At 42.3% G+C, this 21,427-nt stretch carries 25 protein-coding genes, 6 tRNA genes and 1 other annotated feature; of the genes, 1 reads left to right on the top strand and 30 read right to left on the bottom strand.

The annotated features are described in order from the left end of the window. Positions 1 to 88 precede the first annotated feature (88 nt). Positions 89 to 310, bottom strand: a binding site (T-box leader). 109 nt (positions 311 to 419) lie between these two features. The 14 genes from ACZ47Z_RS06805 to ACZ47Z_RS06740 all read right to left on the bottom strand — a co-directional run bounded on the left by ACZ47Z_RS06805 (position 420) and on the right by ACZ47Z_RS06740 (position 6,045). Further along, complete coding sequence (locus ACZ47Z_RS06805; protein WP_464525999.1) at positions 420 to 1,610, bottom strand: GNAT family N-acetyltransferase; 1,191 nt, start codon at positions 1,608 to 1,610, stop codon at positions 420 to 422. Position 1,611: 1 nt separating this feature from the next. Further along, complete coding sequence (gene ispF / locus ACZ47Z_RS06800; RefSeq protein ID WP_015528957.1) at positions 1,612 to 2,151, bottom strand: 2-C-methyl-D-erythritol 2,4-cyclodiphosphate synthase; 540 nt, start codon at positions 2,149 to 2,151, stop codon at positions 1,612 to 1,614. Positions 2,152 to 2,153: 2 nt separating this feature from the next. Continuing rightward, positions 2,154 to 2,867 carry a hypothetical protein gene (locus ACZ47Z_RS06795; RefSeq protein ID WP_054751099.1) on the bottom strand — a complete coding sequence of 238 codons (714 nt, stop codon included), beginning with the start codon at positions 2,865 to 2,867 and terminating at the stop codon, positions 2,154 to 2,156. Between the two features lie 202 nt (positions 2,868 to 3,069). Then, a tRNA-Met gene (locus tag ACZ47Z_RS06790) sits at positions 3,070 to 3,143 on the bottom strand. A gap of 16 nt (positions 3,144 to 3,159) precedes the next feature. Further along, positions 3,160 to 3,232 (bottom strand) — tRNA-Val (locus tag ACZ47Z_RS06785). A 7-nt stretch (positions 3,233 to 3,239) separates the two neighbouring features. Continuing rightward, positions 3,240 to 3,313, bottom strand: a tRNA-Met gene (locus tag ACZ47Z_RS06780). A 16-nt stretch (positions 3,314 to 3,329) separates the two neighbouring features. Continuing rightward, a tRNA-Val gene (locus ACZ47Z_RS06775) sits at positions 3,330 to 3,402 on the bottom strand. 7 nt (positions 3,403 to 3,409) lie between these two features. Beyond that, a tRNA-Met gene (locus ACZ47Z_RS06770) sits at positions 3,410 to 3,483 on the bottom strand. Between the two features lie 15 nt (positions 3,484 to 3,498). Next, a tRNA-Val gene (locus ACZ47Z_RS06765) sits at positions 3,499 to 3,571 on the bottom strand. Positions 3,572 to 3,838: 267 nt separating this feature from the next. Continuing rightward, positions 3,839 to 4,891: an IS30 family transposase gene (locus tag ACZ47Z_RS06760; protein WP_464525998.1), complete on the bottom strand. Its 1,053-nt coding sequence runs from the start codon at positions 4,889 to 4,891 to the stop codon at positions 3,839 to 3,841. A 67-nt stretch (positions 4,892 to 4,958) separates the two neighbouring features. Next, positions 4,959 to 5,147, bottom strand: a complete 189-nt coding sequence (locus ACZ47Z_RS06755) for a helix-turn-helix domain-containing protein (protein WP_243037918.1) — start codon at positions 5,145 to 5,147, stop codon at positions 4,959 to 4,961. After that, positions 5,137 to 5,418: a hypothetical protein gene (locus tag ACZ47Z_RS06750; protein WP_054751096.1), complete on the bottom strand. Its 282-nt coding sequence runs from the start codon at positions 5,416 to 5,418 to the stop codon at positions 5,137 to 5,139. The genes ACZ47Z_RS06755 and ACZ47Z_RS06750 overlap by 11 nt, the downstream gene beginning before the upstream one ends. Positions 5,419 to 5,537: 119 nt before the next feature. Beyond that, a complete protein-coding gene (locus ACZ47Z_RS06745) occupies positions 5,538 to 5,669 on the bottom strand; it encodes a hypothetical protein (RefSeq protein ID WP_268874316.1) in 132 nt (43 codons plus the stop codon). Positions 5,670 to 5,793: 124 nt separating this feature from the next. Continuing rightward, positions 5,794 to 6,045, bottom strand: coding sequence for a helix-turn-helix domain-containing protein (locus ACZ47Z_RS06740; protein ID WP_464525997.1), 252 nt, complete (start codon positions 6,043 to 6,045; stop codon positions 5,794 to 5,796). Positions 6,046 to 6,170: 125 nt separating this feature from the next. Here ACZ47Z_RS06740 and ACZ47Z_RS06735 point away from each other — a divergent pair, with 125 nt between their 5' ends. Then, a complete protein-coding gene (locus ACZ47Z_RS06735) occupies positions 6,171 to 7,154 on the top strand; it encodes an exonuclease domain-containing protein (RefSeq protein ID WP_158581136.1) in 984 nt (327 codons plus the stop codon). Between the two features lie 37 nt (positions 7,155 to 7,191). On the opposite strand, the gene ACZ47Z_RS06730 is transcribed toward ACZ47Z_RS06735, so the two are convergent. The 16 genes from ACZ47Z_RS06730 to ACZ47Z_RS06655 form a co-directional block, all read right to left on the bottom strand. Continuing rightward, the gene (locus ACZ47Z_RS06730) at positions 7,192 to 7,374 is read right to left on the bottom strand and encodes a hypothetical protein (RefSeq protein ID WP_054751093.1); all 183 of its coding nucleotides are present in this window, start codon (positions 7,372 to 7,374) and stop codon (positions 7,192 to 7,194) included. A gap of 1 nt (position 7,375) precedes the next feature. After that, positions 7,376 to 8,470, bottom strand: coding sequence for an endolysin-like domain-containing protein (locus ACZ47Z_RS06725; RefSeq protein ID WP_464525996.1), 1,095 nt, complete (start codon positions 8,468 to 8,470; stop codon positions 7,376 to 7,378). Positions 8,471 to 8,491: 21 nt separating this feature from the next. Continuing rightward, complete coding sequence (locus ACZ47Z_RS06720; protein ID WP_054751091.1) at positions 8,492 to 8,842, bottom strand: hypothetical protein; 351 nt, start codon at positions 8,840 to 8,842, stop codon at positions 8,492 to 8,494. 5 nt (positions 8,843 to 8,847) lie between these two features. Further along, positions 8,848 to 9,174, bottom strand: a complete 327-nt coding sequence (locus ACZ47Z_RS06715) for a hypothetical protein (RefSeq protein WP_464525995.1) — start codon at positions 9,172 to 9,174, stop codon at positions 8,848 to 8,850. 21 nt (positions 9,175 to 9,195) lie between these two features. Then, positions 9,196 to 9,519 carry a hypothetical protein gene (locus tag ACZ47Z_RS06710; protein ID WP_022400539.1) on the bottom strand — a complete coding sequence of 108 codons (324 nt, stop codon included), beginning with the start codon at positions 9,517 to 9,519 and terminating at the stop codon, positions 9,196 to 9,198. A gap of 6 nt (positions 9,520 to 9,525) precedes the next feature. After that, complete coding sequence (locus tag ACZ47Z_RS06705; RefSeq protein ID WP_054751088.1) at positions 9,526 to 9,882, bottom strand: hypothetical protein; 357 nt, start codon at positions 9,880 to 9,882, stop codon at positions 9,526 to 9,528. Between the two features lie 16 nt (positions 9,883 to 9,898). Beyond that, positions 9,899 to 10,048 (bottom strand): XkdX family protein, encoded by a 150-nt coding sequence (locus tag ACZ47Z_RS06700; RefSeq protein ID WP_083382825.1) that lies wholly within the window; start codon positions 10,046 to 10,048, stop codon positions 9,899 to 9,901. Between the two features lie 15 nt (positions 10,049 to 10,063). After that, on the bottom strand, positions 10,064 to 10,261 hold the full coding sequence (locus ACZ47Z_RS06695) for a hypothetical protein (RefSeq protein WP_054751087.1): 198 nt from the start codon (positions 10,259 to 10,261) through the stop codon (positions 10,064 to 10,066). A 25-nt stretch (positions 10,262 to 10,286) separates the two neighbouring features. Continuing rightward, positions 10,287 to 11,450 (bottom strand): reverse transcriptase domain-containing protein, encoded by a 1,164-nt coding sequence (locus ACZ47Z_RS06690; protein ID WP_464525994.1) that lies wholly within the window; start codon positions 11,448 to 11,450, stop codon positions 10,287 to 10,289. 381 nt (positions 11,451 to 11,831) lie between these two features. Then, entirely contained in the window at positions 11,832 to 13,109 is a 1,278-nt protein-coding gene (locus ACZ47Z_RS06685; protein WP_464525993.1) for a hypothetical protein, read from the bottom strand. Between the two features lie 10 nt (positions 13,110 to 13,119). Then, positions 13,120 to 14,121: a BppU family phage baseplate upper protein gene (locus ACZ47Z_RS06680; protein WP_464525992.1), complete on the bottom strand. Its 1,002-nt coding sequence runs from the start codon at positions 14,119 to 14,121 to the stop codon at positions 13,120 to 13,122. 3 nt (positions 14,122 to 14,124) lie between these two features. After that, positions 14,125 to 14,391 (bottom strand): hypothetical protein, encoded by a 267-nt coding sequence (locus ACZ47Z_RS06675; RefSeq protein WP_022400543.1) that lies wholly within the window; start codon positions 14,389 to 14,391, stop codon positions 14,125 to 14,127. 13 nt (positions 14,392 to 14,404) lie between these two features. Beyond that, complete coding sequence (locus tag ACZ47Z_RS06670; protein ID WP_022400544.1) at positions 14,405 to 14,560, bottom strand: hypothetical protein; 156 nt, start codon at positions 14,558 to 14,560, stop codon at positions 14,405 to 14,407. An 11-nt stretch (positions 14,561 to 14,571) separates the two neighbouring features. Next, positions 14,572 to 17,772 (bottom strand): phage tail spike protein, encoded by a 3,201-nt coding sequence (locus ACZ47Z_RS06665; protein WP_464525991.1) that lies wholly within the window; start codon positions 17,770 to 17,772, stop codon positions 14,572 to 14,574. Further along, complete coding sequence (locus ACZ47Z_RS06660; RefSeq protein ID WP_118316680.1) at positions 17,769 to 18,533, bottom strand: hypothetical protein; 765 nt, start codon at positions 18,531 to 18,533, stop codon at positions 17,769 to 17,771. The genes ACZ47Z_RS06665 and ACZ47Z_RS06660 overlap by 4 nt, the downstream gene beginning before the upstream one ends. Beyond that, positions 18,526 to 21,426, bottom strand: a complete 2,901-nt coding sequence (locus tag ACZ47Z_RS06655; RefSeq protein ID WP_464525990.1) for a phage tail tape measure protein — start codon at positions 21,424 to 21,426, stop codon at positions 18,526 to 18,528. The genes ACZ47Z_RS06660 and ACZ47Z_RS06655 overlap by 8 nt, the downstream gene beginning before the upstream one ends. Position 21,427: the final 1 nt, after the last annotated feature.

Below are 21,427 nucleotides of genomic sequence, written 5' to 3'. Positions count from 1 at the left end.
TTAGTACGCCGCAGTGCGCATCCTGAGCGGAGCGTTTTTTATATATTAGGAAAGAGACTTTCCTAATATACAAAAAACTTCGTCTCAATCTAGAGACGAAGTTCTATCCGCGGTTCCACTCTAATAAAAGAAGTATAACTTCTTTCACTTTCACGCACGTAACGTGTGCCTGACGTACCCTGCTACTCCATTCACAGGATCGACTCCCGGGGGCACTTCACAGTTTCTTCTCTCAAAGGTGCTTTCAGCCGGTGACACCTTCTCTCTATGAGTCCAAATCTCTGTTACTCTTCCCGTTCTTTGTCTTTCTCAATTCTATTACCAATATTTATTGTTTTCAACATCTCTATTATCTTATGCAAAAAATCATTTTTTGTCAACTATTATCTCTGCCGATCAACTGCATTTTAACATTTTATTCAGACAATCTCATTCAAAAATATTGGACAGAGGTTCTGAAGTTTCCTCAGTTCTTCCTCTAGCTCTTCTGTAAGAATTACGTTTTCCTCTGCACGTATTTCTTCAGGAGTTTTGTATCCAAACAATATTTCCGTCAATGCTGCAATGGAAAGTACTCCCTGTGAATCTTCCGTTTCAGACACGCTCAGGCTTTCTTCTCCTTTTGAGCTACTGAGTTTCCAGATCCTGCTATTCTTATGAAGAATCGGATCGATCACCGCAAAAGAGCAATGGATCTCACGTTCTGACGGGATTTTCATTTCAGAAAATAGTTCCTGTAAATGAACGATTCTGATCATAATAAGCGGTTTTTCTTTATATGCAGACGTTTCATCATCTGGCCAGTCAGGTGCTTCCTTAAACCCATAAACCGAAACCTTTTCTTCCGGTTCTCTAAGACCATCCACCGACGCCCAGAAGAGATCTTCTTTCCCTTCCAAATAAAGTGGTTCCCTGATCTCGAGCCCCTCTTCTTTCGCATATGCATAGATACAGACCAGCTTCTCTTCTTCAAAGACAAGCCGCATCCCGCCAAACTCGCTCTGTTGTTCGAGAATCTGTGTCTGATAATATTGTGCATTTCTTAAAGCAACAACATTCCAGCAATCCGAAAAATTCTCTTCAACAAATGCCGCCATCTTCCCTGCATCCATAAATCTTGCATCACGGTCTACAATCCGCTCTTGTGATATATTTCTATATTCATCATTTTTATATTCTTTTCTTGCAGAAAAAAATGCTTCATCAAGCTCGATTTGTTTCTGTTCATAAACAAATCGGAAATCATAAGGATAATAGATTGCTTCTGCCGCCGGCATCAGGAAGGTAAATGGCATCTTCTGTGAATACTGATCCTGTAATGCATGAATCAGAAGATTTCTCATATATCCTCTGCCTCTATATTCTGCCTGCGTGGCAACTCCCACGATATAATCCGATGGAACGACACTTTCCTGTAACTTTACCTGATAAGGGTTCAGCTGCAGCATCGCACGTATCTCATCGTCTTCCTCTATTACATAAATCGTATTGTCTTTTGTCTTGATATAATAGTAATAATCAACAAATTCCTGACTGTCTTCTGAAAATACCTGTTCCCACAAGCTCCGGGTTTTCCCATGCTCTGATTGGTCCAGCTTTCGAATCTTCATCTTATTTTCCCGCACAGCATCCACCACATCCTGCAGGCTTCTCCATCACATCCACGCTACTGTAATTCGTAAATTTTTCAATCGCACAGATCGCCTGGGATGAGATTCCTTCGCCACTTCCGGTAAAGCCAAGACCCTCTTCTGTTGTAGCCTTTACATTGATCTGATCAACGTCAATTTTAAGCGCTTTCGCCATGTTTTCCCGCATCTGATCAATATGCGGACGCATCTTTGGACGCTGCGCAATGATCGTTGCATCAATATTCTCGATCACATAACCATTTTCTTCCAAAAGTCCGCCTACGTGCTCAAGCAGTTTTATACTGGATGCACCCTTATATTTCGGATCTGTATCCGGAAAATGAAGGCCAATGTCTCCAAGTGCTGCTGCCCCGAGAAGTGCATCCATCACTGCATGCAGCATAACGTCTGCATCCGAATGTCCTAAGAGACCTTTCTCGTAAGGAATCTCAACTCCACCCAGGATCAGTTTTCTTCCTTCAACTAACTTATGAACATCATATCCCATACCTACACGCATAATTATTTCTCCTCAAAATCATTTTCAGCATCTTCTGAAACAGGTTCTTCATTCAGTTCTGCAAAAATATCTACCACTCTTGTGTCTGTCAGTTCTTCCTGAACTGATGTTTCTTCAGTCGCTGTTTCTTCAGCTTTTATTTCTTCGTCCGGTGTTTCCTCTGATTCTGTTGTAGTCACCGGTTTTTCTACCGATTCTACTTTTTCTTCTGATACTGTTTTTTCCGCTGCTTCGTTTTCTGTTGAATCTGAATCTGCTGTTTTTTCTATAGCTTCAGCCTTGCTGTCTTGCATTGTTTTTTCCTCGGAATCTGCCTTAGACACTGCGTCTTCCAGCTTCTTCCTGTCTTCTTCTGAAAGCATTGTCGGCATTGTATTGTCTGATACTTTTTCGTCTTCCGATACTTCTGTCGTTGTGCTCTCTGTTACCTGTGACATTTCCTTCGCCGCTGCCGCTTCTTCTGCTTTTCGTTTCTGCTCCGCTTTTCTCTTTGCTATCATCTTCGCAATCTGCTTTTTGATATCAATTTCAAACGTTTTGCAGATGGCATTCCCTGCATAAGCAACTCCAACCAGGATAAATACAACTGCCAGTACTGACATAAGTGTCATATTGCTAGGACGCTGCTGGATCATCTCACTTAAGATTCTGATACCCAGGTAGGTAAGATAACCTCCAAGTACTATTCTGAGCGCATATCCGCTTTTTTTATTCATCTTGTTTCCTCCGTATTTCTGTTATTGGCCACGTTTTAAAATATAAACGAAAGACAACAACTTTTTTCTATATCATTATCTGTTATATTACCACAAGTTGCTCCTTAATACTATTATTTCTTTGCTTGATATAAGCAGTAACCAGTAAATTTGCGTAAAAAGACTGCGTACTAATTTCTTAAGCACGCAGTCTTCGTTATAGTAGCGGGAACTGGATTTGAACCAGCGACACCACGGGTATGAACCGTGTGCTCTAGCCAACTGAGCTATCCCGCCATATTTAATTAGTATATGGGACCTACAGGGCTCGAACCTGTGACCCTCTGCTTGTAAGGCAGATGCTCTCCCAGCTGAGCTAAGATCCCATATAAGTAGCGGGAACTGGATTTGAACCAGCGACACCACGGGTATGAACCGTGTGCTCTAGCCAACTGAGCTATCCCGCCATATTTAGTTAGTATATGGGACCTACAGGGCTCGAACCTGTGACCCTCTGCTTGTAAGGCAGATGCTCTCCCAGCTGAGCTAAGATCCCATATAAGTAGCGGGAACTGGATTTGAACCAGCGACACCACGGGTATGAACCGTGTGCTCTAGCCAACTGAGCTATCCCGCCATATTTAATTAGATATGGGACCTACAGGGCTCGAACCTGTGACCCTCTGCTTGTAAGGCAGATGCTCTCCCAGCTGAGCTAAGATCCCATATTCATATGTCGGCTGCGGCTTCCACTTACGCTTTGTCGCAACCGACTTGATTATTATATACTTAACACCTATCAGATGTCAACAACTTTTTTATTTTATTTTATATTTTAAAAATTTCAACCTTTTTTTCGACAAAATTTCAATATCGGCATTTTGTACAAAACATATGTGCTTTTATTGTATATTCTGTTTCTACGGTTCTTTTTATAAGCAATCCAATAAGGCTGTACCGTTTCCAGCCAGCCGTTATGCCCTTTTATTAGATTAGCTGATTCTTTTAAGTTCTTCATCAAATAACTGCCCTGCTGATTTATACCCATGTATGCGCCTAGGATACTTATTTATCCACTCTTCTACTGCCTGTATTTCTTCCTCTGTCCGTCCGTCAAAATTTGTGCCCTTTGGAACTCGGCGGCGTACCATTTTATTTGTTACCTCGTTTGTACCACGCTCCCAACTACTGTACGGGTGGCAATAATACATTTTGGTTCTTTTCCCCTCTCCTATCGCTGAACGCTCCAACTCTGCACAATATGCAAACTCTGTGCCGTTGTCTACTGTGATGCTCTTAAATACCGTCTTAAACATTTCTCCCCAGCGATTCTCTAATCTGTCAACTGCTGCCACTACCGCCTCTGCGCTGTGATCCGGCAATTTAAAAATAATTTCTGCTCGTGTCTTTCGCTCTGTGAGTGTCAGCAATGTATTTTTCGATTTTCCACGCTGTCCTATTACGCTGTCCATTTCCCAATGTCCGAACTCTTCCCGGTTGTTTATTGCTTCTGGTCTATTCTCTATGCTTTCCCCTGCTTCTGCCCTTTTCTGTTTCTTTACCTTATTATACTTGCGTTTTTTCTTCTTCTTTACTGGCAAGTCCTTATTTGTTACTTTTAAAAAGATTCCCTTATCAATATAGTTGTATACCGTAGTGGTGCATATTCTGGTTTGAAATTCTCCCCAGCGTCCCTCTGCTGTCAGTTCCCCTATGATTGCGTCCGGGCTGTAATCTTCATTTATTATTTTGTCCTCTATGTAATTTGCCAGCTTAATATCATTTCCTATCTTTAATTGCGTTCCTCGCACTTTTAAATTTTCCTCATACTTCCGTTGTGCAAGGTCTGCGCTGTATCTCATTTCTCTTGTATAATCACTGTTCAAATGTTCATATTGTCCACGCTTCAGCTCGTTATAAATTGTACTGCGGTGTACATGCAAAATTTCTGCGATCTCCACAACCTTATGCCCTGCATTGTACAAGGCTTCTAATCTGATTCTATCATTGTGCTTTAATTGTCTGCTACCCTTTTGATTTGCCATGTTCCCGCCCTCTTTCGTAAAACAAGCCGCAGGCGTTGTTGTCCTGCGGCTCTCTGTGTGCTTTTCGTTATTTGCCCTGCAATATTTTTTCTACTATCAGCTTTTCAATATAATGCGGGCAACTCCGTACCCCATTCTCCCAGTTTGTCAGCGTTCTATATGGTATCTCTAACCATTCCGATACCTCGCGCCTGCTCATGCCCTGCTGTTTGCGTGCCTCTTCAACCGTCATTTTGTCTGTTTCCTTACGCTCCATATCCATTTTCTCTCATTTCATTTATAATTGTTTCATTATATCCTTTTCCGTAGTATCTAAAAATAACGCTTCCATCTTCAAAGAAAACCCAATCACAATTTGTATCATTCTTAATTCTTGCAATAGCTTCTTTTTTTAAAGAACCCGGCATAAATTTCACAAAATATTTAACAGCTTCGTTCATTGATTTGAAATTAAAACTTTCTCCACCATCTTCCTCTTGGCAGATTGCAATATAATCATTTTTTGTGTATCCCTTTACTGCTTTCATTTCATTTACACCTCTTGCCTTTTATTTTTTTCCTGCTATAATCTAATTAAGCACTTGGGGCGGTTAGCAGGATTGTTTAGGTATCCGCCCCTCGTGTGTTCCCTTTATTTTATTCTATTTTATTTTCTTACTTCTTCAAGAATTTTTTCTATATGTTCTACTGTATGTGTTTCCCCGTTTGTTCTTGCTACTTCTCTAATTGATACCAACATTGCTATTAAATCGGCTTTGCTCATTTCTTCGTTCTCCATTTTTTAACTCCTTTCCCGCTGTTCCCTTGCTACAATTATATTATATACCCATTGAGTACATTTGTCAATTATTTTTTTACTCATTGGGTGTATTTTTTTATAAAGAAAAACACCATAACTATTGTTACAGTGTCCCGCTTTCGTCTGTCAACCATTCCATGCTCACGCCCAACGCTTTAGAAAATATTTTCAATTCGTAATCTGTTACAATTCTTGTGCCCCGTTCTATCCGGCTTATTGAATCTCTTTCTATTGTAACCCCAGCTACCTGCATACGTGTTGCTAAATCACTTTGTGTAATTCTGTTTTTCGCTCTTGCCAATCTTATGCGTTCTCCACATAAATTATCTTTCCCTTTGTATGCGTATATTTTCATTCAGTACGCCCCTATCGTATTTGTGTTAATAATCAGAATTTTTCTTGACTTTACCACATTTCAAAAGCATAATTGTGTTAAAGGTCAGCATGACTATAATTTTCAAACGAAAGAGGGTATTTACTATGTTCATTTCTATCGGTATTGATGAAAACGGGAAACCTTTTGTTACTACGTCTGATAAATCAGAAAAACCCAGCCGCCCAAATAAAGGGCGCAGCCTCATTGCCGCACCAGATACTTATACGGTAATTGACATTGAAACAACCGGGCTGGACTCCCGTTATTGTGAAATCATCGAACTATCCGCACTGCGCTACTCAAACGGTTCTTTAGTTGATTCTTTTACTACTCTTGTTAAACCCACCGAACCTATTGACAGCTTTATAACCGAACTGACCGGGATAACAAACGATCTGGTTGCTGATGCTCCCGCCATTTCCGATGCAATTAAATCTTTCTATGATTTTGTCGGTTCTGATATCCTTGTAGGCTATAACGTAAATTTCGATATCAATTTTATTTATGACGTATTGCAGGATACGCACAGCATTGATTTTACCAATTCCTTTGTTGATGTAATGCGCTTTGCAAGGAAACTGCTGCCGGAACTGAAAAACCACAAACTAGAAACGGTTGCCGCCCATTATAAAGTTTCTTCCCCGGCGCACCGCTCCTATGCTGATTGTGAAGCCTGCAACGCCTGCTATCAATCCTTGCTTTCTGATGCGGTTTCACAATATGGGGACTTTGACGGCTTTAAGGCTTCTTATTCCAGCCACCAACTACACGCAAAAGATATTACGGCAACTACAGATAATTTTGATATCAGCCACCCGCTTTACGGCAAGCTCTGTGTATTCACTGGCACATTAGAAAAGATGCAGCGTAAAGATGCCATGCAACTTGTGGTAAACCTCGGCGGGCAGTGCGGGGATAACGTCACAGCCAAAACAAATTATTTAATTCTCGGCAATAATGATTTTTGCAGTCTCATAAAAGACGGTAAAAGCAATAAACAGAAAAAGGCTGAATCACTTATTTTAAAAGGCAAGGACATACAGATTTTATCTGAAAACGTATTTTATGATCTGGTTTTAAATCAGTAGGCAAAAAGGGTAACGGCTCACACCGCTACCCTTTCTTTTATCCTCTCATTGTTTCTAATGCTTTTTCAATATTGCTATCGCTCAATAATTCATTGCATCGTTTCTGCTGTGCTTCTCCTGTGGCTTCTACATCGTATGCCGGGCACTCGTCACAGCCTTTATTGTGCCCGCTACATATTACCAACGCCGCCAAAACTCTGCCCGCTGTTTGTGCGTCCATATTATGCTCTTTTCAGATAATCGCTATGGCAGTATCCCGTTACGTTTCCGCAGGCAACATACAGCCATTTTGCACCTGTCCCCTTTTCTTTGTTGTAATATCCGTAACAATGTACTTTGCCACCCTCTGCGATAGTTCCATAGTCCGCTTTTGTTTTTCCTGCTCCTGCTCTCATGTGCAATTTGTCCGCTGTAACAACATATGCACCCGCCAGCGTCTTATCAAAACACAACGCTGATTCTGGTTTCTGCGTCTGCTTTAATCCACTGCTGCCGCTGGTGCTGGTACTGTTGTTTTTGCTGTTGGCGGTATATGTATAATACTTATTGTTTGTATTCGATGTATAAGCATAGCCGCAAGATGCGCCCGCCCATACAATCTTATACCAGCCATTTGCCAACACCTCCAGCACTTCTACTTTTGTGCCCGCTTTAATCGAACTGTATACAGTATTGCTCTTTACTTCTGCTACGCTTCTGATGTTCATATCGCATTTTGCAACCGCTGTACCAATTCCTTTGCCAGAATAGTTGTTATTTCCGGCGTATCCCCCAATCCCTGCTTTTGCAAGCGTCTGTGCTGCGTATGTTTCATTTGTCAGTCCGCATACGGTGTGTGAGCTTTCTTTTACATAGATTGCACCTCTTACACAGTAATTTTCATTTTTCAGAAATGCACTGTCTGTAATGATTTTGTAGCCCGCAGCCTTTAATGCGTTACGCATGGTTGCTGTAGTCCACCCATTACTGCCATGCGTTACGCCTGCTGCGCCAGATGCAACGGCGCACACGTTCTGAAACTCGCTACAGTCCGTATTGCACAGCCCTACTTTTGACAAATCATAATTTACTTTCTTTGCCTCTGTGTTCAGCGTGTTTCTATCGCCCTGTCCGTATCCGATATTGTTATTTGCACAGCCTGCCTCTACCGCTTTTGCGTGCTTCTCTCTTACGTTTGCGTCCGGGTGGATTGCCATAAAATCCCATGGTTTACTATAAAAGTTTCTTACACATACCTCTTTTCCCGTCTGATCTCCCTTTTTTCCGTTAATAGTTCCGTTCTCGCTGATGCTTGCGTGTCCAATCAATACGCTCATATAGTTTTATCCTCATTCTTTCTATTCAGCGTCTTTTGTGATTCCTGCCAGTAGTTCCCTTATCTTTTGTACAGTTTCCATGATTTGCTTATAAAGGTTGTCATATCCAAACATTGCCGCATAGCATACCAAAAAGCCCAGCGCAATAGCTGCTACCCAGTAATACCACAACATTGCAATATTAAAATACTGTGCAAATGCTGCTACGGTAATCAATGTAGAGGCAATGGCTACAATCATTACCCACACCTGCACCGGGAACTTGTCCCACGCAACAACCTTTTTTGTGATTGCCACAATAATATTTACCCACAGTGTCAAAACCATTACAGCAATCAATGCTGCCGCTACATAAAAAAGTACTTTTTCCATTTTCTCTATTCCTTTCCGTTTTCTTTTTCTTCTGTGTCATTCATGCCACCCATTAACTGCGGGTACTCCTGCGTTATCTTGTCATAAAGAAGCAACCCACCCAACAAAAGCGGTACGCCCCACCATATAATTGCCGTCATAATGGAAATAATAAATACAACCGTTATGTACAAGCTGAATGGTTCGTTTTCATCTTCTATCGGATATTCCGGGTATAATTCCTGTTCCTTGTCATCTGCCTTTGCCGCCCACATAAAAAAAGCAAATAAACCAATAAAAGTAATGATTGCACCTATAAGGTACACAATTCCTATAACTCTGATATTTTCCATGATAAAGCCCATATTACCACCTTACCCCTCTGCGTTATCGTCTGTTTCTTCCTGCGGCGTTTGCTTACTGGTAACAATCTTGCAGGCGTTTTCTATTCCTGCTTTAATCAGATATCCACCAACAACTACCCGGAATGTTTCGTTTGATTCTGTAATCAGTGTTGTTATTGCCGCTGTGTTTCCTATGAACTGTAGCTCTCGCCAACATAAAACCATTGCGAACACAAACGACACAATGTATAAGAGTGTTACCGTCCACACCACTTTTTTACTGAACTCCCACAGCCAGCTTACCGCCGCCTGTGGTGTCACTCTTCTACGCCGCTTTCTCCTGCGATATGTCATTTACTGCTAATGTATCCTTTCTGTTTCTAAATTACCGTCTGATAATGGCAGTTGCATAAATCTTTCATGCATTGCGTGTGCTACATCATTGCCGCCCAGCTTTTCATAAGCTTTATATGCTGATGTTTCAGCCTGCTTTGCCCATGCCGGGGCTTCTTTGCGTTCCTCATACTTTAGGCAAATATCTATGATTTGCTGCCGCAAAAGTGCCTGCAATCCCTCACGCACTGCCTTGTTTTCTTCTCTTTCTTCCTTATGCTGCTGTTTCTCTTTTTTATAAAGTGCAATAAGAATTGCATACGCTCCGGCAAATAACCATGCTACCCAGTTTGCCGTAATGTAAGTTATTACCTGTTCTACCATTTTCTCTGTGTTTCTCCTATGCCTCGTATTTTTCGCCTGTAATCTGCTCGTACTGTTCCTCTGTAATCCCTCTGCCCTTTACCTTACGCTCAATGCGTACCCAGCCTTTTAATGTTGCCTTTGTGATATAGCCTTTATCGTATTTTTTTTTCAGTTCTTCGTACATGTCTGTACCACCTTTCTACTGCTCCATTAACATTTCAAGTGTGATCTGCGTTTCTGTCTGCTGCATCTGCAATGCGGAAATTTCCTGCATGATTGCCTCTGTAGTTGGGCTTAATAACTCTGCCTGCTGGCTCTCATACTCTTCTTTATCCTGCATACATTCTTCATATACCCACTTTTCTCCTGCCATGCTTTCCTCATTTTCATTACTCATGGGTACTTTTTCAATATTGCGCCTCTTATATACAAGGTGCGGGCTGCTTGTTATATCCAGCTCTTTTGGTTTCTCTTCTGCGGTGCTTTCTGCTGCGTACCATTCCATTGCGTTCATTCTCCTTTCTTGCGTGCTTTGAAACCAGCGTTTTTAGCACTTTCACTTTTACATATGGTTTTATGTATCTTTCGTAATATGCGTAAGTGTCACTATGCCAAATCCAGCCCAGCCTAGAAAGTAAACTACCTGCATCTACCCACGTAATCTTTTCTTTTCGCTTTACCCGGTTGACCTTGCCACGTATGCCCTGTAATATGCTCTTTCGCATCGTTGTTCTGTCTCTATAAAATTTGAACCCCATAAAATCCAACGGTCTGCCTCTGCGCTTGCCTTTTCTGTCTACATAGTCAAAACGGAATACCTGCCAGTTTTTCTTTATTTGTAATCCCAGCTCTTCCGTTATGAATTTCTCAATTTGCAGCCTTGCTTTATGCAGTTCCTTTTTATTGTTTCCGAATATAACCATATCGTCCATATACCGTATGTAATGCTTTACATGTAACTGCTCCATGATAAAGTGATCTAGTGGCTGCAAATAAAAATTACCGAACCACTGTGACGGGTAATAGCCTAACGGCAACCCCGGTTTATGGCTGTCTATGATAATAAATAATTTCTTTAGTAACTCTCTATCTCTGATTTTCCGTTTTAGTGCTTTCTTTAATCTTCTGTGCGGCACACTCTCAAAGAAATGCCGTATATCCAGCTTATATATGTACTTGCAGTTTCTGCTATCCTCTCTTATCCACCGTTCTACAGTTCTTTTTCCTCTGTGTACACCTTTTCCCGGTATACTCCCGTACACATGGTAATACATGCCTCTCATTGCAATCGGCACAAATACCCGCATTACGGAATGGTGCGCCATTTGCTCATACATATATTGTGGCTTTACTATCTTTCGTGTTTTCTTGCAGGAATTTTCCTGTATGATTTTTGTTTTATGTCTTTTCGGTGCAAATGTATTGTTCTTTAATCTTTTATCCAGCTCTTTTCTGTAGTGTTCTACATTCGCTTTTACTATCTGCGCCTGTTCTTTCTTGCTCTTTCCTTTTGATGCATTGTATATATCTTTTATTTGTTCTTCTGGTATATACAGTTGTTCGCTTACGCCGTTAAAACTAATCATTCTTATTCTCTTTCTTATCGCCTTGCAGTAGTTCGCCACGCTATGCAACTAAGGGCTTCGCCCCGGCTACCATACTGCACCTTTTGCGGCTGTATTTTCACTTTCAGCGGTATTTCAACCGCCAGCGGTGTAGGAATTTCCGGGGCATTTGGTTAATCTTCCATAATTTGATAAGAATGACCGGGCGCAATGTTCCAGTTCGCATTGCCAGCGGTGTTGTTCAAGTTCACGTAAGCCCCGCAATTCAGCCCGTTGTTGCAGTTGCCGCCCACAAGAGGCACAGCCACGCCCCGGAAATCCCCTATTATATTCTCTCTACCGTTAATTTTTCGTATGTTGTACTTTCCTGCGGGGAGAAATCCCCCGTTCCCCCTTTACTGCTTACGCAGCATTAGGCATTTTGCAAGAAAGACCGGGCGCAATGGTCCAGTTCGCATTGCCAGCGGCGTTGGTCAAGCGCACGTAAGCCCCGCAATTCAGCCCGTAGTTGCAGCTGCCGCCCACAAGAGGCACAGCCACAATGCCTGTATTCAACCAAAAGTAATCACACAGATATGTTGAGCTGCTGCCTGTATATGTTACCGGGAAACGTCCCGCTTTCGTCATAACGGTATCTTTCATGTAGCCGCCAACGCTACCACTTACTCCGTAATCTGCAAAATCTAGCACTTTTTCAAATCCTGCACCAGTTAAATTACAATCTCCATATGGCTGCACTTTCACAACGCCTTTATCACAAACCATTTGACAGATACGCTCCCACTGATCGCCCCACATTGCCTCTGTATGGAATACCTTAATCTGTTTATTTCCGGCATTATATCCGTAAAACTGCCCTTTATCGTCCATACTACCTGTGGCAAGTACTCCGTAATACTTCGTTGAATCATTCACATAACCGCTCATGTTTCCATTGCCGTATGCTTCCTGTAAATCCTCTGATTTTGCCATAATCTTTAACAGTGCAATAATATAATTCCATTCCCACCAGCTTGTATGCTCCCATACATCGCCGTTTGCTTTAATGTATGTACGTTCCTGCGTTGCATTTTTGCTTGCCATTGGCTGCTGCCCACTTAATGACCTTGCTACATTATTTAATAATGCAGGTGTGTAGATTCTGCGGTAGAATCCCTCTCTGATAACTCCGTCTGGTGCTGTTCTGTGGTATGCGTTGTACCCGTCATCGTATTTTACATTACTCCAAATGATGTATTCGTCTGTAGCCGTTTCGTACTGGCACAGCCAGCCGCCCTTAAATGCTGCCATTGCATTACCCGCATAATCCACGTTTGCCACATCGCTTGCCGTTGTTCCGTCTGCCTTTAATGAGTAATCTGTTGCCAGTAACTTGTAGTCCTCTGTACCGTCAAACTTAACCATGCAAGGGTAGTTATTCTTTACAAATTCCACATTGCCCCAGCTACCATAGTTAAAAACACCGTCTGTATAGTTCATCGCCGCAGGGGTCATGCCTACAGCGTCATATAGGTACGTTACCCGGCTTTTCTTTCCGCTGTCGCTCTTGCTGATTTTGATACCATAACGTACCGCTTTCTTATGTTCCCCGCCGCTTTCCTCTAATGCTGCCAGAATTGCATTTGTATTTGCGTGCGTACTGTCCAATGTTTCTTTATCCGCTAAATAAATTCTTGCCATGCTCTGCTCCTTATACTGATTCTAAATACACCATGCCGCCGTTAATCCCTATTGTGTAGGTAATGCCCGTTGTGCTGTCCGTCATACTGTTAATTCCCTTTGCCATATTCTCACAGGCTGCCGCCGCTTTATTTGCCGCTACGGCTGCATTATTGGCGGCTGCTGCCTTTGTGTTCGCCTCGCTGGTTGCTGTCTGTGCGTTCCGTGTTGCTGTTACTGTATTGGCTTTGGCTTCATTTGCCGCTGCTGCTGCATCATTCGCTGCCTTGGCTGCGCTGTTCCCGGCTGCGGCTGCTGCATTTCCCGCTTTCGCTGCACTATTGGCTGCTGTGGTCGCTTCGTTTGCTGCCTTGGCTGCACTGTTGGCGGCTTCTGCTGCCGCTGTTGCATCTTTCTTTGTCTGTGCTACACTGTTTGCTGCATTATTTGCCGCCTCTGCTGCATCATTCGCTGCCTTTGCTGCATTATTTCCGGCTGTAGCCGCTGCATTTCCCGCTTTTGCTGCGCTATTGGCTGCTGCTGTTGCTGTATTGGCATCTGCTGCTGCCTGTTCTGCACTCTTGGTTGCATTTATTGCCTTATCTGTCTGCTGATTCATTGCAATAATGCTTTCTGCCATATCCAAAAACTCATTATCACTTATCAGCCCATTTTCCTTGTACACCGTTGGTGTAATCTTCGTGTAATACGTTGCGCTTCGTAATACGGCTGTTCCGTTGTATAAAACAATTTCCCCACGCCCAGTGCCGGAAACTGCCAGCATCTGCTCTGTATATGTCACTGTAATAACATTCCCGCTGATTGTGGCATTGTTCAATACAAATTTGCCGTCTGGCTTGTAATACTTAATTTTTGCTGTTGTCCCGGCTGGTATGGTAAACTCTTTCTTATTCTCCAACAGTGTAACTTCCACTATCCGGCTTTCTTTTTCCCCAGCTTTTGCCACGACATACTCAAAAGGTGCGCTGCCGTCAAGCTCAATCTGTATTCTCTGTACATTCTGTAACGCCATGTGCTACTCCTTTCTGCTCAATGTATTAAGCAAATCCTTATTTGCACAGCCCCGGATATCCGCAAGCACTGCCGTTACAATCAGATCTGTTAAATATGCTGGCAGTCCATAGGCTGCCTGTACTTGTAAAATTGCTAATGTCATATCTTCATGCGCTCGGCTTGTAAGTATTCCCATTGGCTCACTCTGTTCCTCTTTTGGTTCATCTGGTAACGGCTGCTCTATATGTTCCTCTGTTGCCTGCTGCATTTCTTCCTGTTCTTTGCTCATTGCGCACTCTCCTTTATTCTTCATTCATTGCAAGCAATACTGCCTCTGTAAAATTAAATGTATCCGTCTTTGCTTTGTTTTCCTCTTCCTGTAATGGTGCTGGTGCTTTATTTAATTCAAGCGGCAACGGTGTTGCCTCTTCTGTAATTTCAACCTGTTCTTTTTCCATGTCCTGCTCCTTTATTGTGGAATACTTGTTATTAAGCCATTCTTTATATACACGTTTCCATATGTCCAACCAATACCGCCGTTATTGTCTGTTTTATGTATTTCCAATACAACTGGTAATGTCCCTGTAAAAGTTGTATAACCATTTGCGCTACAGTTCCGCAGGTCTACATTGTCCAGTATCCAGCCGTTGCCATACATATTGCAGCCTAAATTTAAACCAGCGTTTGTATATATACTGTTTGCCCTTGAGTAACATAAAATCGTTGTGTATCCGCTTGCACTCTCGGTTGCCCTTTGTGCCCATGCCATATACTTACCCTGCGGCTCTAAATCAAATACAAGTCCTTTGTGTGCATTGTTACTTGTCCATTGATTTGTACCAATTTTCCCCACATAGTAGTTATCTCTGTAAAAATGATTGCCGTTTTGGTCGAACGCTGCACGTTTTTTTGATGCACTTACTCCATTATCATATACTGCAATTTCTCCTGCGCTAATTTGCACATATTTTGAGTTATTGTTAAATGCAACAATGACATTGTTGTAATACTGCGTAATGTAACTACTCACATTTCCCTTTGTTACACAGCTTGTGATACTGTCGGCATTCACTTTAATAGAGGCTCTTAATTCTTCCTCTATACCCTTGGCTCTTTTAACTTCCTGCGTAATAGAATCACTGTTTATTTTTAACTGTGCTTCTGTGTATACCGACATCTGCCCCAGTACTTCTACATCTTTTACATATACTGTTGCCCCTTGCACGTAGGCATACAGATATAAATATCTTGTGCTCGTGCTTTCTGGTAATGTCACTTCTCTTTCTATGGTTGTCCATTCTGTGCTTTTCAGCAATCCGGCTGCGGTTGTCTGATAGGTATAAAAGCTGCACTGTATCCTTGCAGTGCTTTCGTATCCGCTTGCAGTTGCCGCCTTATACCGTACCCTGTACGTTCCGGCTGGCAATACTCCAATCTTGCACCGTATGTATGATGATGTACTGGAAGTTTTTAAAATCTTCGCACATATTCCCAGTGTGCTGTCTGTAATAACTGCGTTGTTTTCGCTGCTCGTATACCACTCATCGGTAAAACCGCCTTTAAAATCGCCACCCGCAACATAATTGTGCATGTTGTACTCTTCAATGGTTTTGCACAGCAATGTGATTTCTGATGCTGTACTTTCAATTTTTGCCGTCATTTCCTTTGTGACGGTTTCGCCTACGCTGTTTGCTTTATCTGCTGCATATGCATTTGCTGCTGCCTCTATCGCAATAGCTACGGCTGTCTGGTACTCCGTAACCGCACTGCCATACTCACTGTATGCAGTTCTGTACGTTTCCATATTTTTTTCAATTTCTTCTTTTGTTTCGGAATTTACAACATCATTGATTGCCGCAACCAGCACATTATATTTGGCTGTGTTTGCCGTTCCGAACACAGCAAGCCATGCTTTATGCATTGCGTTCAATTCCGCAGGCGGCACATAATCATTGTCAAATAATTCTTCGTGTTTTGCGTCTGCCTCTTCTTTTTCTTTCACAATGATCTGCAACATTTTCTGGATTGCAGCTTTTTCAGATTCCGTAATAATCCCGTCTGCTACTGTTGTTTCCAGTTCATTATTGATATTTGAAATAGCATCGTTTACATCTTGAATTTCTTTGTTGGTACTTTCCTGTAATCCATTCGCATACTGCTTTGCACTGCTTAATGCCGCCTCTGCTGCATCTGTTGCATGTTTGGTTACTTTATTCCTGTACTCTACATCTAATGCCTCTGCGTACACTGTTCCGGCTTTTAAGATAGCCCCGGTTAATTCCCCGGCTGTAATAAAGTTTGCTACTATCTGACCGTCTGCGGTAATTGCTGTTGTAAATTCTCCGTTTACACCTGTGCTACTATGCCCCAGTCCGGCAAGATTCCAACGCCATACATTTTTAGCCTTGGACATATCCGGCGTATCCAGTATAAATATTTCCTGCGGGTTCTTTTCCGGGTGCAATACTACATACCCGCCGCTGTTGCCAGTGATTGCCGCAGTCACATTTTTAATGGTGTTCTCAATCTGCTTTTTGATTTGCTCCGCTCTTGTCTGGTTCTTTACTATCAGCTCCTGCGCCTCTTTCTGTGCCGCAGTAATGGTTTTAGTCAGATTCGTGCGGGCTGCTCCAATTTCAAGCGATTCGTAACGTTCTTTTATGCTGTCATATTTTACTTTCGTAATCTTTGCTTTTACGTTGATATCAAGCGGCAAGATTTTAACCGTAACAATATCGCACAGCTTTACACTCTCAAAAGCCTTTATATTTTTATAATCTTTGGTTTTCTTCAACGATGCAAAAGACAAGGTAATATTTACTTTTGGCTCTGTGCTTAATTTGCCCAAATACTCTTTTGCCTTTGCTCGCAGCATGTCAGTAGTAATTATTGTTCCGCTTTCCCATTCCCCGGAAAAGTCTACAATCTCACACCGCAGCGTTGCATATTTGTTTGCATTCTCATGCTGTAATACCTTTTCCGGCAATGTTATGTATGTTTTCTGCTCCGCTCCCTCTGCGGTATATTTCGCATATGGGAAAATTACCGTTACAACATCTGCAATATTCTTTTCCTGCTTTGCATCTATCAGATTCTTGCCGTACTCAATCGTTACGCCATTGTCTACGCCCCTTGCTTTTAAAAGCTCTACTCTGTAATTGTCGTAGTGATATTCTCCACCCCATACGTCCAATAAGCTGCCCTCTGTGCCGCCCATAGCGTTTCTGACGCTTACAGCCCCGTCTATACTGGTGCTGTTGGTTGTGGTAATATCACTTGCACAGGTAAACTCATGTGGCAATATCGCTGCGTCCAGCAACTCATGTAATGCCCGTTCTCCGTTTACCTCACTTACTGTAAAACAGTCTACCGGGTTGCCGTTCAGTTCATAACTGATATGTTCCCCGTACCATGTTGTATTTTCTCCTACAGCTTTCGTATGGTTGTAAATACGGAAAAGCTGCGGGTTATCTTCATCATTCGCCTTTGCTTTTATGATTGCGTCATTCTCTAAGTATTTCGCCAAATGTCCTTTTGTCGGATACGTCAACGCAAGCTCATATATTCCGTTTCTTTCCTCGGTTACAATGCAGCTTACCGCATCTGTTAAAAACCCTATTCCATTTGTCGTAAAATCTTTTTCTAAGGCATCATATAGAATCGGTATCAAAGTCTGCACCACCTCGGTATAATTTCCACTTTTGTAACATTGCCAGCCCAGCTTATGTTATTTGCTCCTGCTGCCAGCTTTGGGAAAAGAGTAGTAACCATTTTACTGTTTTGTAGCAAATCGCCTTTGTATGCGTTCATTATTTCGCCATCAATCTCAATATATTCGTTCACATCTTTAAAGGTATGTGCCCGGTTATTGATATACAGCGTAATACCACCATTTCCCGTTATTTTTATATACGGCGTTGCCGTAAATCCCTCTGTGTTGTATATGGTTGCTGCTTTCGTTAGGGTTATTGTCTTATCCCCATTCAGCCGCCTTTCATATGCTTTGCACATGAATGTTATTTCTATCTCTCCCAGTAACCGCTTTGCCAGTTCTGACACGCTGGCATTACTGTTTATATACGCCAGCCTATAGCGTTCTGTATTGTAAGTGTCGTACAGCCTGCTATACTCTATTCCCGGCGCATACAGCCACATATAAATGCTGTGTGCCAGTTCTTCTAAGCTCCTGCCCTGTGTCGCATCTACACAGCATGTATATTTCTGCTCGTAATCTTTAAATCTCTGATTGTCCAGCGTGTCTATTCTATTGTCCTGTATCAATATGCCCTTTGCTGGCACTTCTACGGTTTCAATCTCCGGCTCTGCTGCTGAATCGGCGGCACTCTGCCCTGTAATAAATAACCCCATATCCAACGAATTTATGCCGTTATAGGTAAAGCTATTTGCACTTTCAAAATATTCACTAAGCATATGCCGCCTCTTCCCTTTCTTTTATTTGGTCTGCAATTTCCAATATTTCCTCTGTAAGTTCTCTTATGTCCTGTTCCCTGTTGTTGTAAAAATTCTCAATTTTCAATTGAATTTCATTTGTTGTACTGCCGCCCTGTTTACCGTTTACGGTATCCATTGCGGTATTTCTCGCCGTTGGTGTCAATGGTGTTACAATCGTCTGACCGTTTACCATTTGTATTAACTCTGGTCCCGCCTCTGCAACCATTGCCGCACCATTCTGTAATACACCACCATGTGCCAGCCTTGGCAGGCTTAAATATCCCAGCCCGCCTATGTTTACGCCCGGTATCTTATTGATTAAACCGATTGCCCCGTTAATCAGCCCTATTGCACTGTTAATAGTTCTTTCAATCGTGCTTATTACTCCGTTGATTCCGGCACGTACTGCCCCGCTGATTGCATTTGATATTGCAGTGCCCAAATTAGAAAACGTGCTTTTGATTCTGTCCCATAAGCCGCTGAAAAAGCTGCCCCAGTTTGCAAATACCTGTTTTACAGCCTCCCACGCTGCACTAAATGTTGTCCTAAAGAAATTTCCTACTGCACTGAATATTGTTTTTACACTGTTCCATGCTGTGCTGAAAAAATTAGCAAAACCAGCCCAAATGCTTTTAATTCCGTTCCATGCGTCACTGAAATTCCCCGTTAATACATCTTTTACTACTGAAAAGATTGTTTTAATACCGTTCCATACCGCTTGGAAATACGCTACTACAACGTCCCATACTGCCTTTATGACTTCCCACGCCGTACTAAAGAACGCCCCTAGCACTTCCGCTACTACAGAAAATACAATTTTGATATTTTCCCAAATTGTAGTAAAGTACATTACCGCAACGTCCCAAACGGTTTTAATCAGCTCCCACGCAACCGAAAAGAAGCCGCTTAGCACTTCGCCAACTACAGAAAATACAGTTTTTATTGCTTCCCACAAAATCATAAAATACGGTGCTACCAAATCCCACACTGCTTTTATGATCTCCCATGTGTTGCTAAAAATCTGTGCAATATCTGCCATGATCTGCTGAATTACGCCCCATATCATTTCTATGTACGGCTGTATAAATCCCCATATCTCCTGTATTTTGTCCCATACTGCGCTTATAAATTCTTTGATTGCATCAATGGCATTTCCCACAAAATCTTTGATTGCAGAAAAAATACCGTCAACTATCTCTCTAAACCATTCACACTTGTTATATAAGACAACCAACGCCGCCACCAATGCAGCTATTGCTATCACTACTATCATTACGGGATTCGCTGCCATTACTGCATTTACTGCTGCAATCGCAGGCTTTAACATCTTGCATACGTTTATTATGCTCGATATCGCCCCCGCCACCTTGCTTATAATCAATAATGCCGGGGCTAAAGCTGCCACAACTGCCAGAATAATAGCAATCGTTTCTTTCTGCCCATCTGACAAGTTTCTAAACCAGTCCGTAAAGTTCTTTACTGCACTTGTTACTTTTTCAATGGCAGGCTTCAATGCTGATAATGCTGTGCCTGCCAAATCACTGCCCGCAAGTTTCAGATTATTCAGCGTTGTTTTCGCTTCGTCCCATGGGTCTAATGTTGCCTCATAGGTATCCTGTACTACGTTCCCGTAATCGTCCAACGATGCGCCCAAATCGTCTAAGCTCAACTTACCCTCTCGGATAGCCTGCGCCATTTCCGCAAAACCTTTAGAGCCAAACGTTTCCTGTGCTATAGATAGCGCCTCTGTTTCTGTGCTGGCGTTTTTGATTCTGTCAATCGTCTTTTGCAGTGCTTCATTTGTACTTAATCCCTCTGCGGTATAATTCTTAACAGACTTTTTCAAGCCTGCCATTGCTGTTGTTGCATCTACACCGTTATTTTCAAATGCTGCCAGTAAATTTACACTTTCTGTAATCCCTAACCCCATTTCTTTTAGGGTGCTGCCGTTCTGCATCAACGAATTTTCCAATGTATCCATTGATAACCCGGTGTCCTGTCCTGTCTTTGTCAAAAGTCCCAGTACATTGCCTGCCTGTGATGCATCAACATTGAATTTATTTAAAATCGTATCAACATTATCTATTGATGTATTGAGGTCTGTATCATTGATTTCGGAAAACTCTATAAACTGCTGTGACAGTTTTTCAAGTTCTTCCCCTGTGAGCTGGAAACGTGTATTTACTTCTCCGATTGCCGTACCTGCTGTTTCTGCGTCAATCGGTAAATTTGTAAATATATTTTCCATGCTGCCTTGCAGACTTTCCAGTGCTTCGCCTGTTGCGCCTGTTTTTGTTATTACAATGTCATAGCCGTTATCTATGTTCATTGCCGCTGCATACGATGCAGCCCCCACTGCTGCCGCTCCTGCGGACAACGGGGCTAATGCTTTTGCTGCTGCTCCTGCTTTATTGCTCACAGTGTCCAGTGCATTTGCTGCTGCATCAATCTTGCTTACTTTTTCTGCGGTATCGTCCGCTGCATCTGCCACGCCCTCAAGCTCTTTGTTGCTTTCCTGCGCCTGCTGCTCCAAATCTCCCAGTTTGATTTCCGTTGATGCAATTTCTCTTTGCAGTGCCCTGTACTGTTCCTCGCTTACCTCGCCGTTTTCAAACTGTTCCTGTACCTGTTTTTCCGCTTCTTTCAGCGTATCCAGCTTTTCTTTTGTGCTGCCTATAGCTTCTTTCAGAATCTTTTGCTTTTGTGCCAAAAGTTCTGTATTTGAGGGATCTAGTTTTAATAGCTTGTCTACTTCCCTCAATTCTTTCTGTAAAGAACTGCATGAGCTGTTTACCCCAGAAAGTGCTTTGGACAGTTTGGTAGTATCGCCGCCAATTTCTATGGTAATGCCTTTAATATTTCCTGCTGCCATG

It is taken from the genome of Mediterraneibacter faecis (assembly GCF_055383675.1).
Note: the sequence above shows the minus strand (reverse complement) of the source record. Positions and strands in the feature narration are given on the sequence as shown.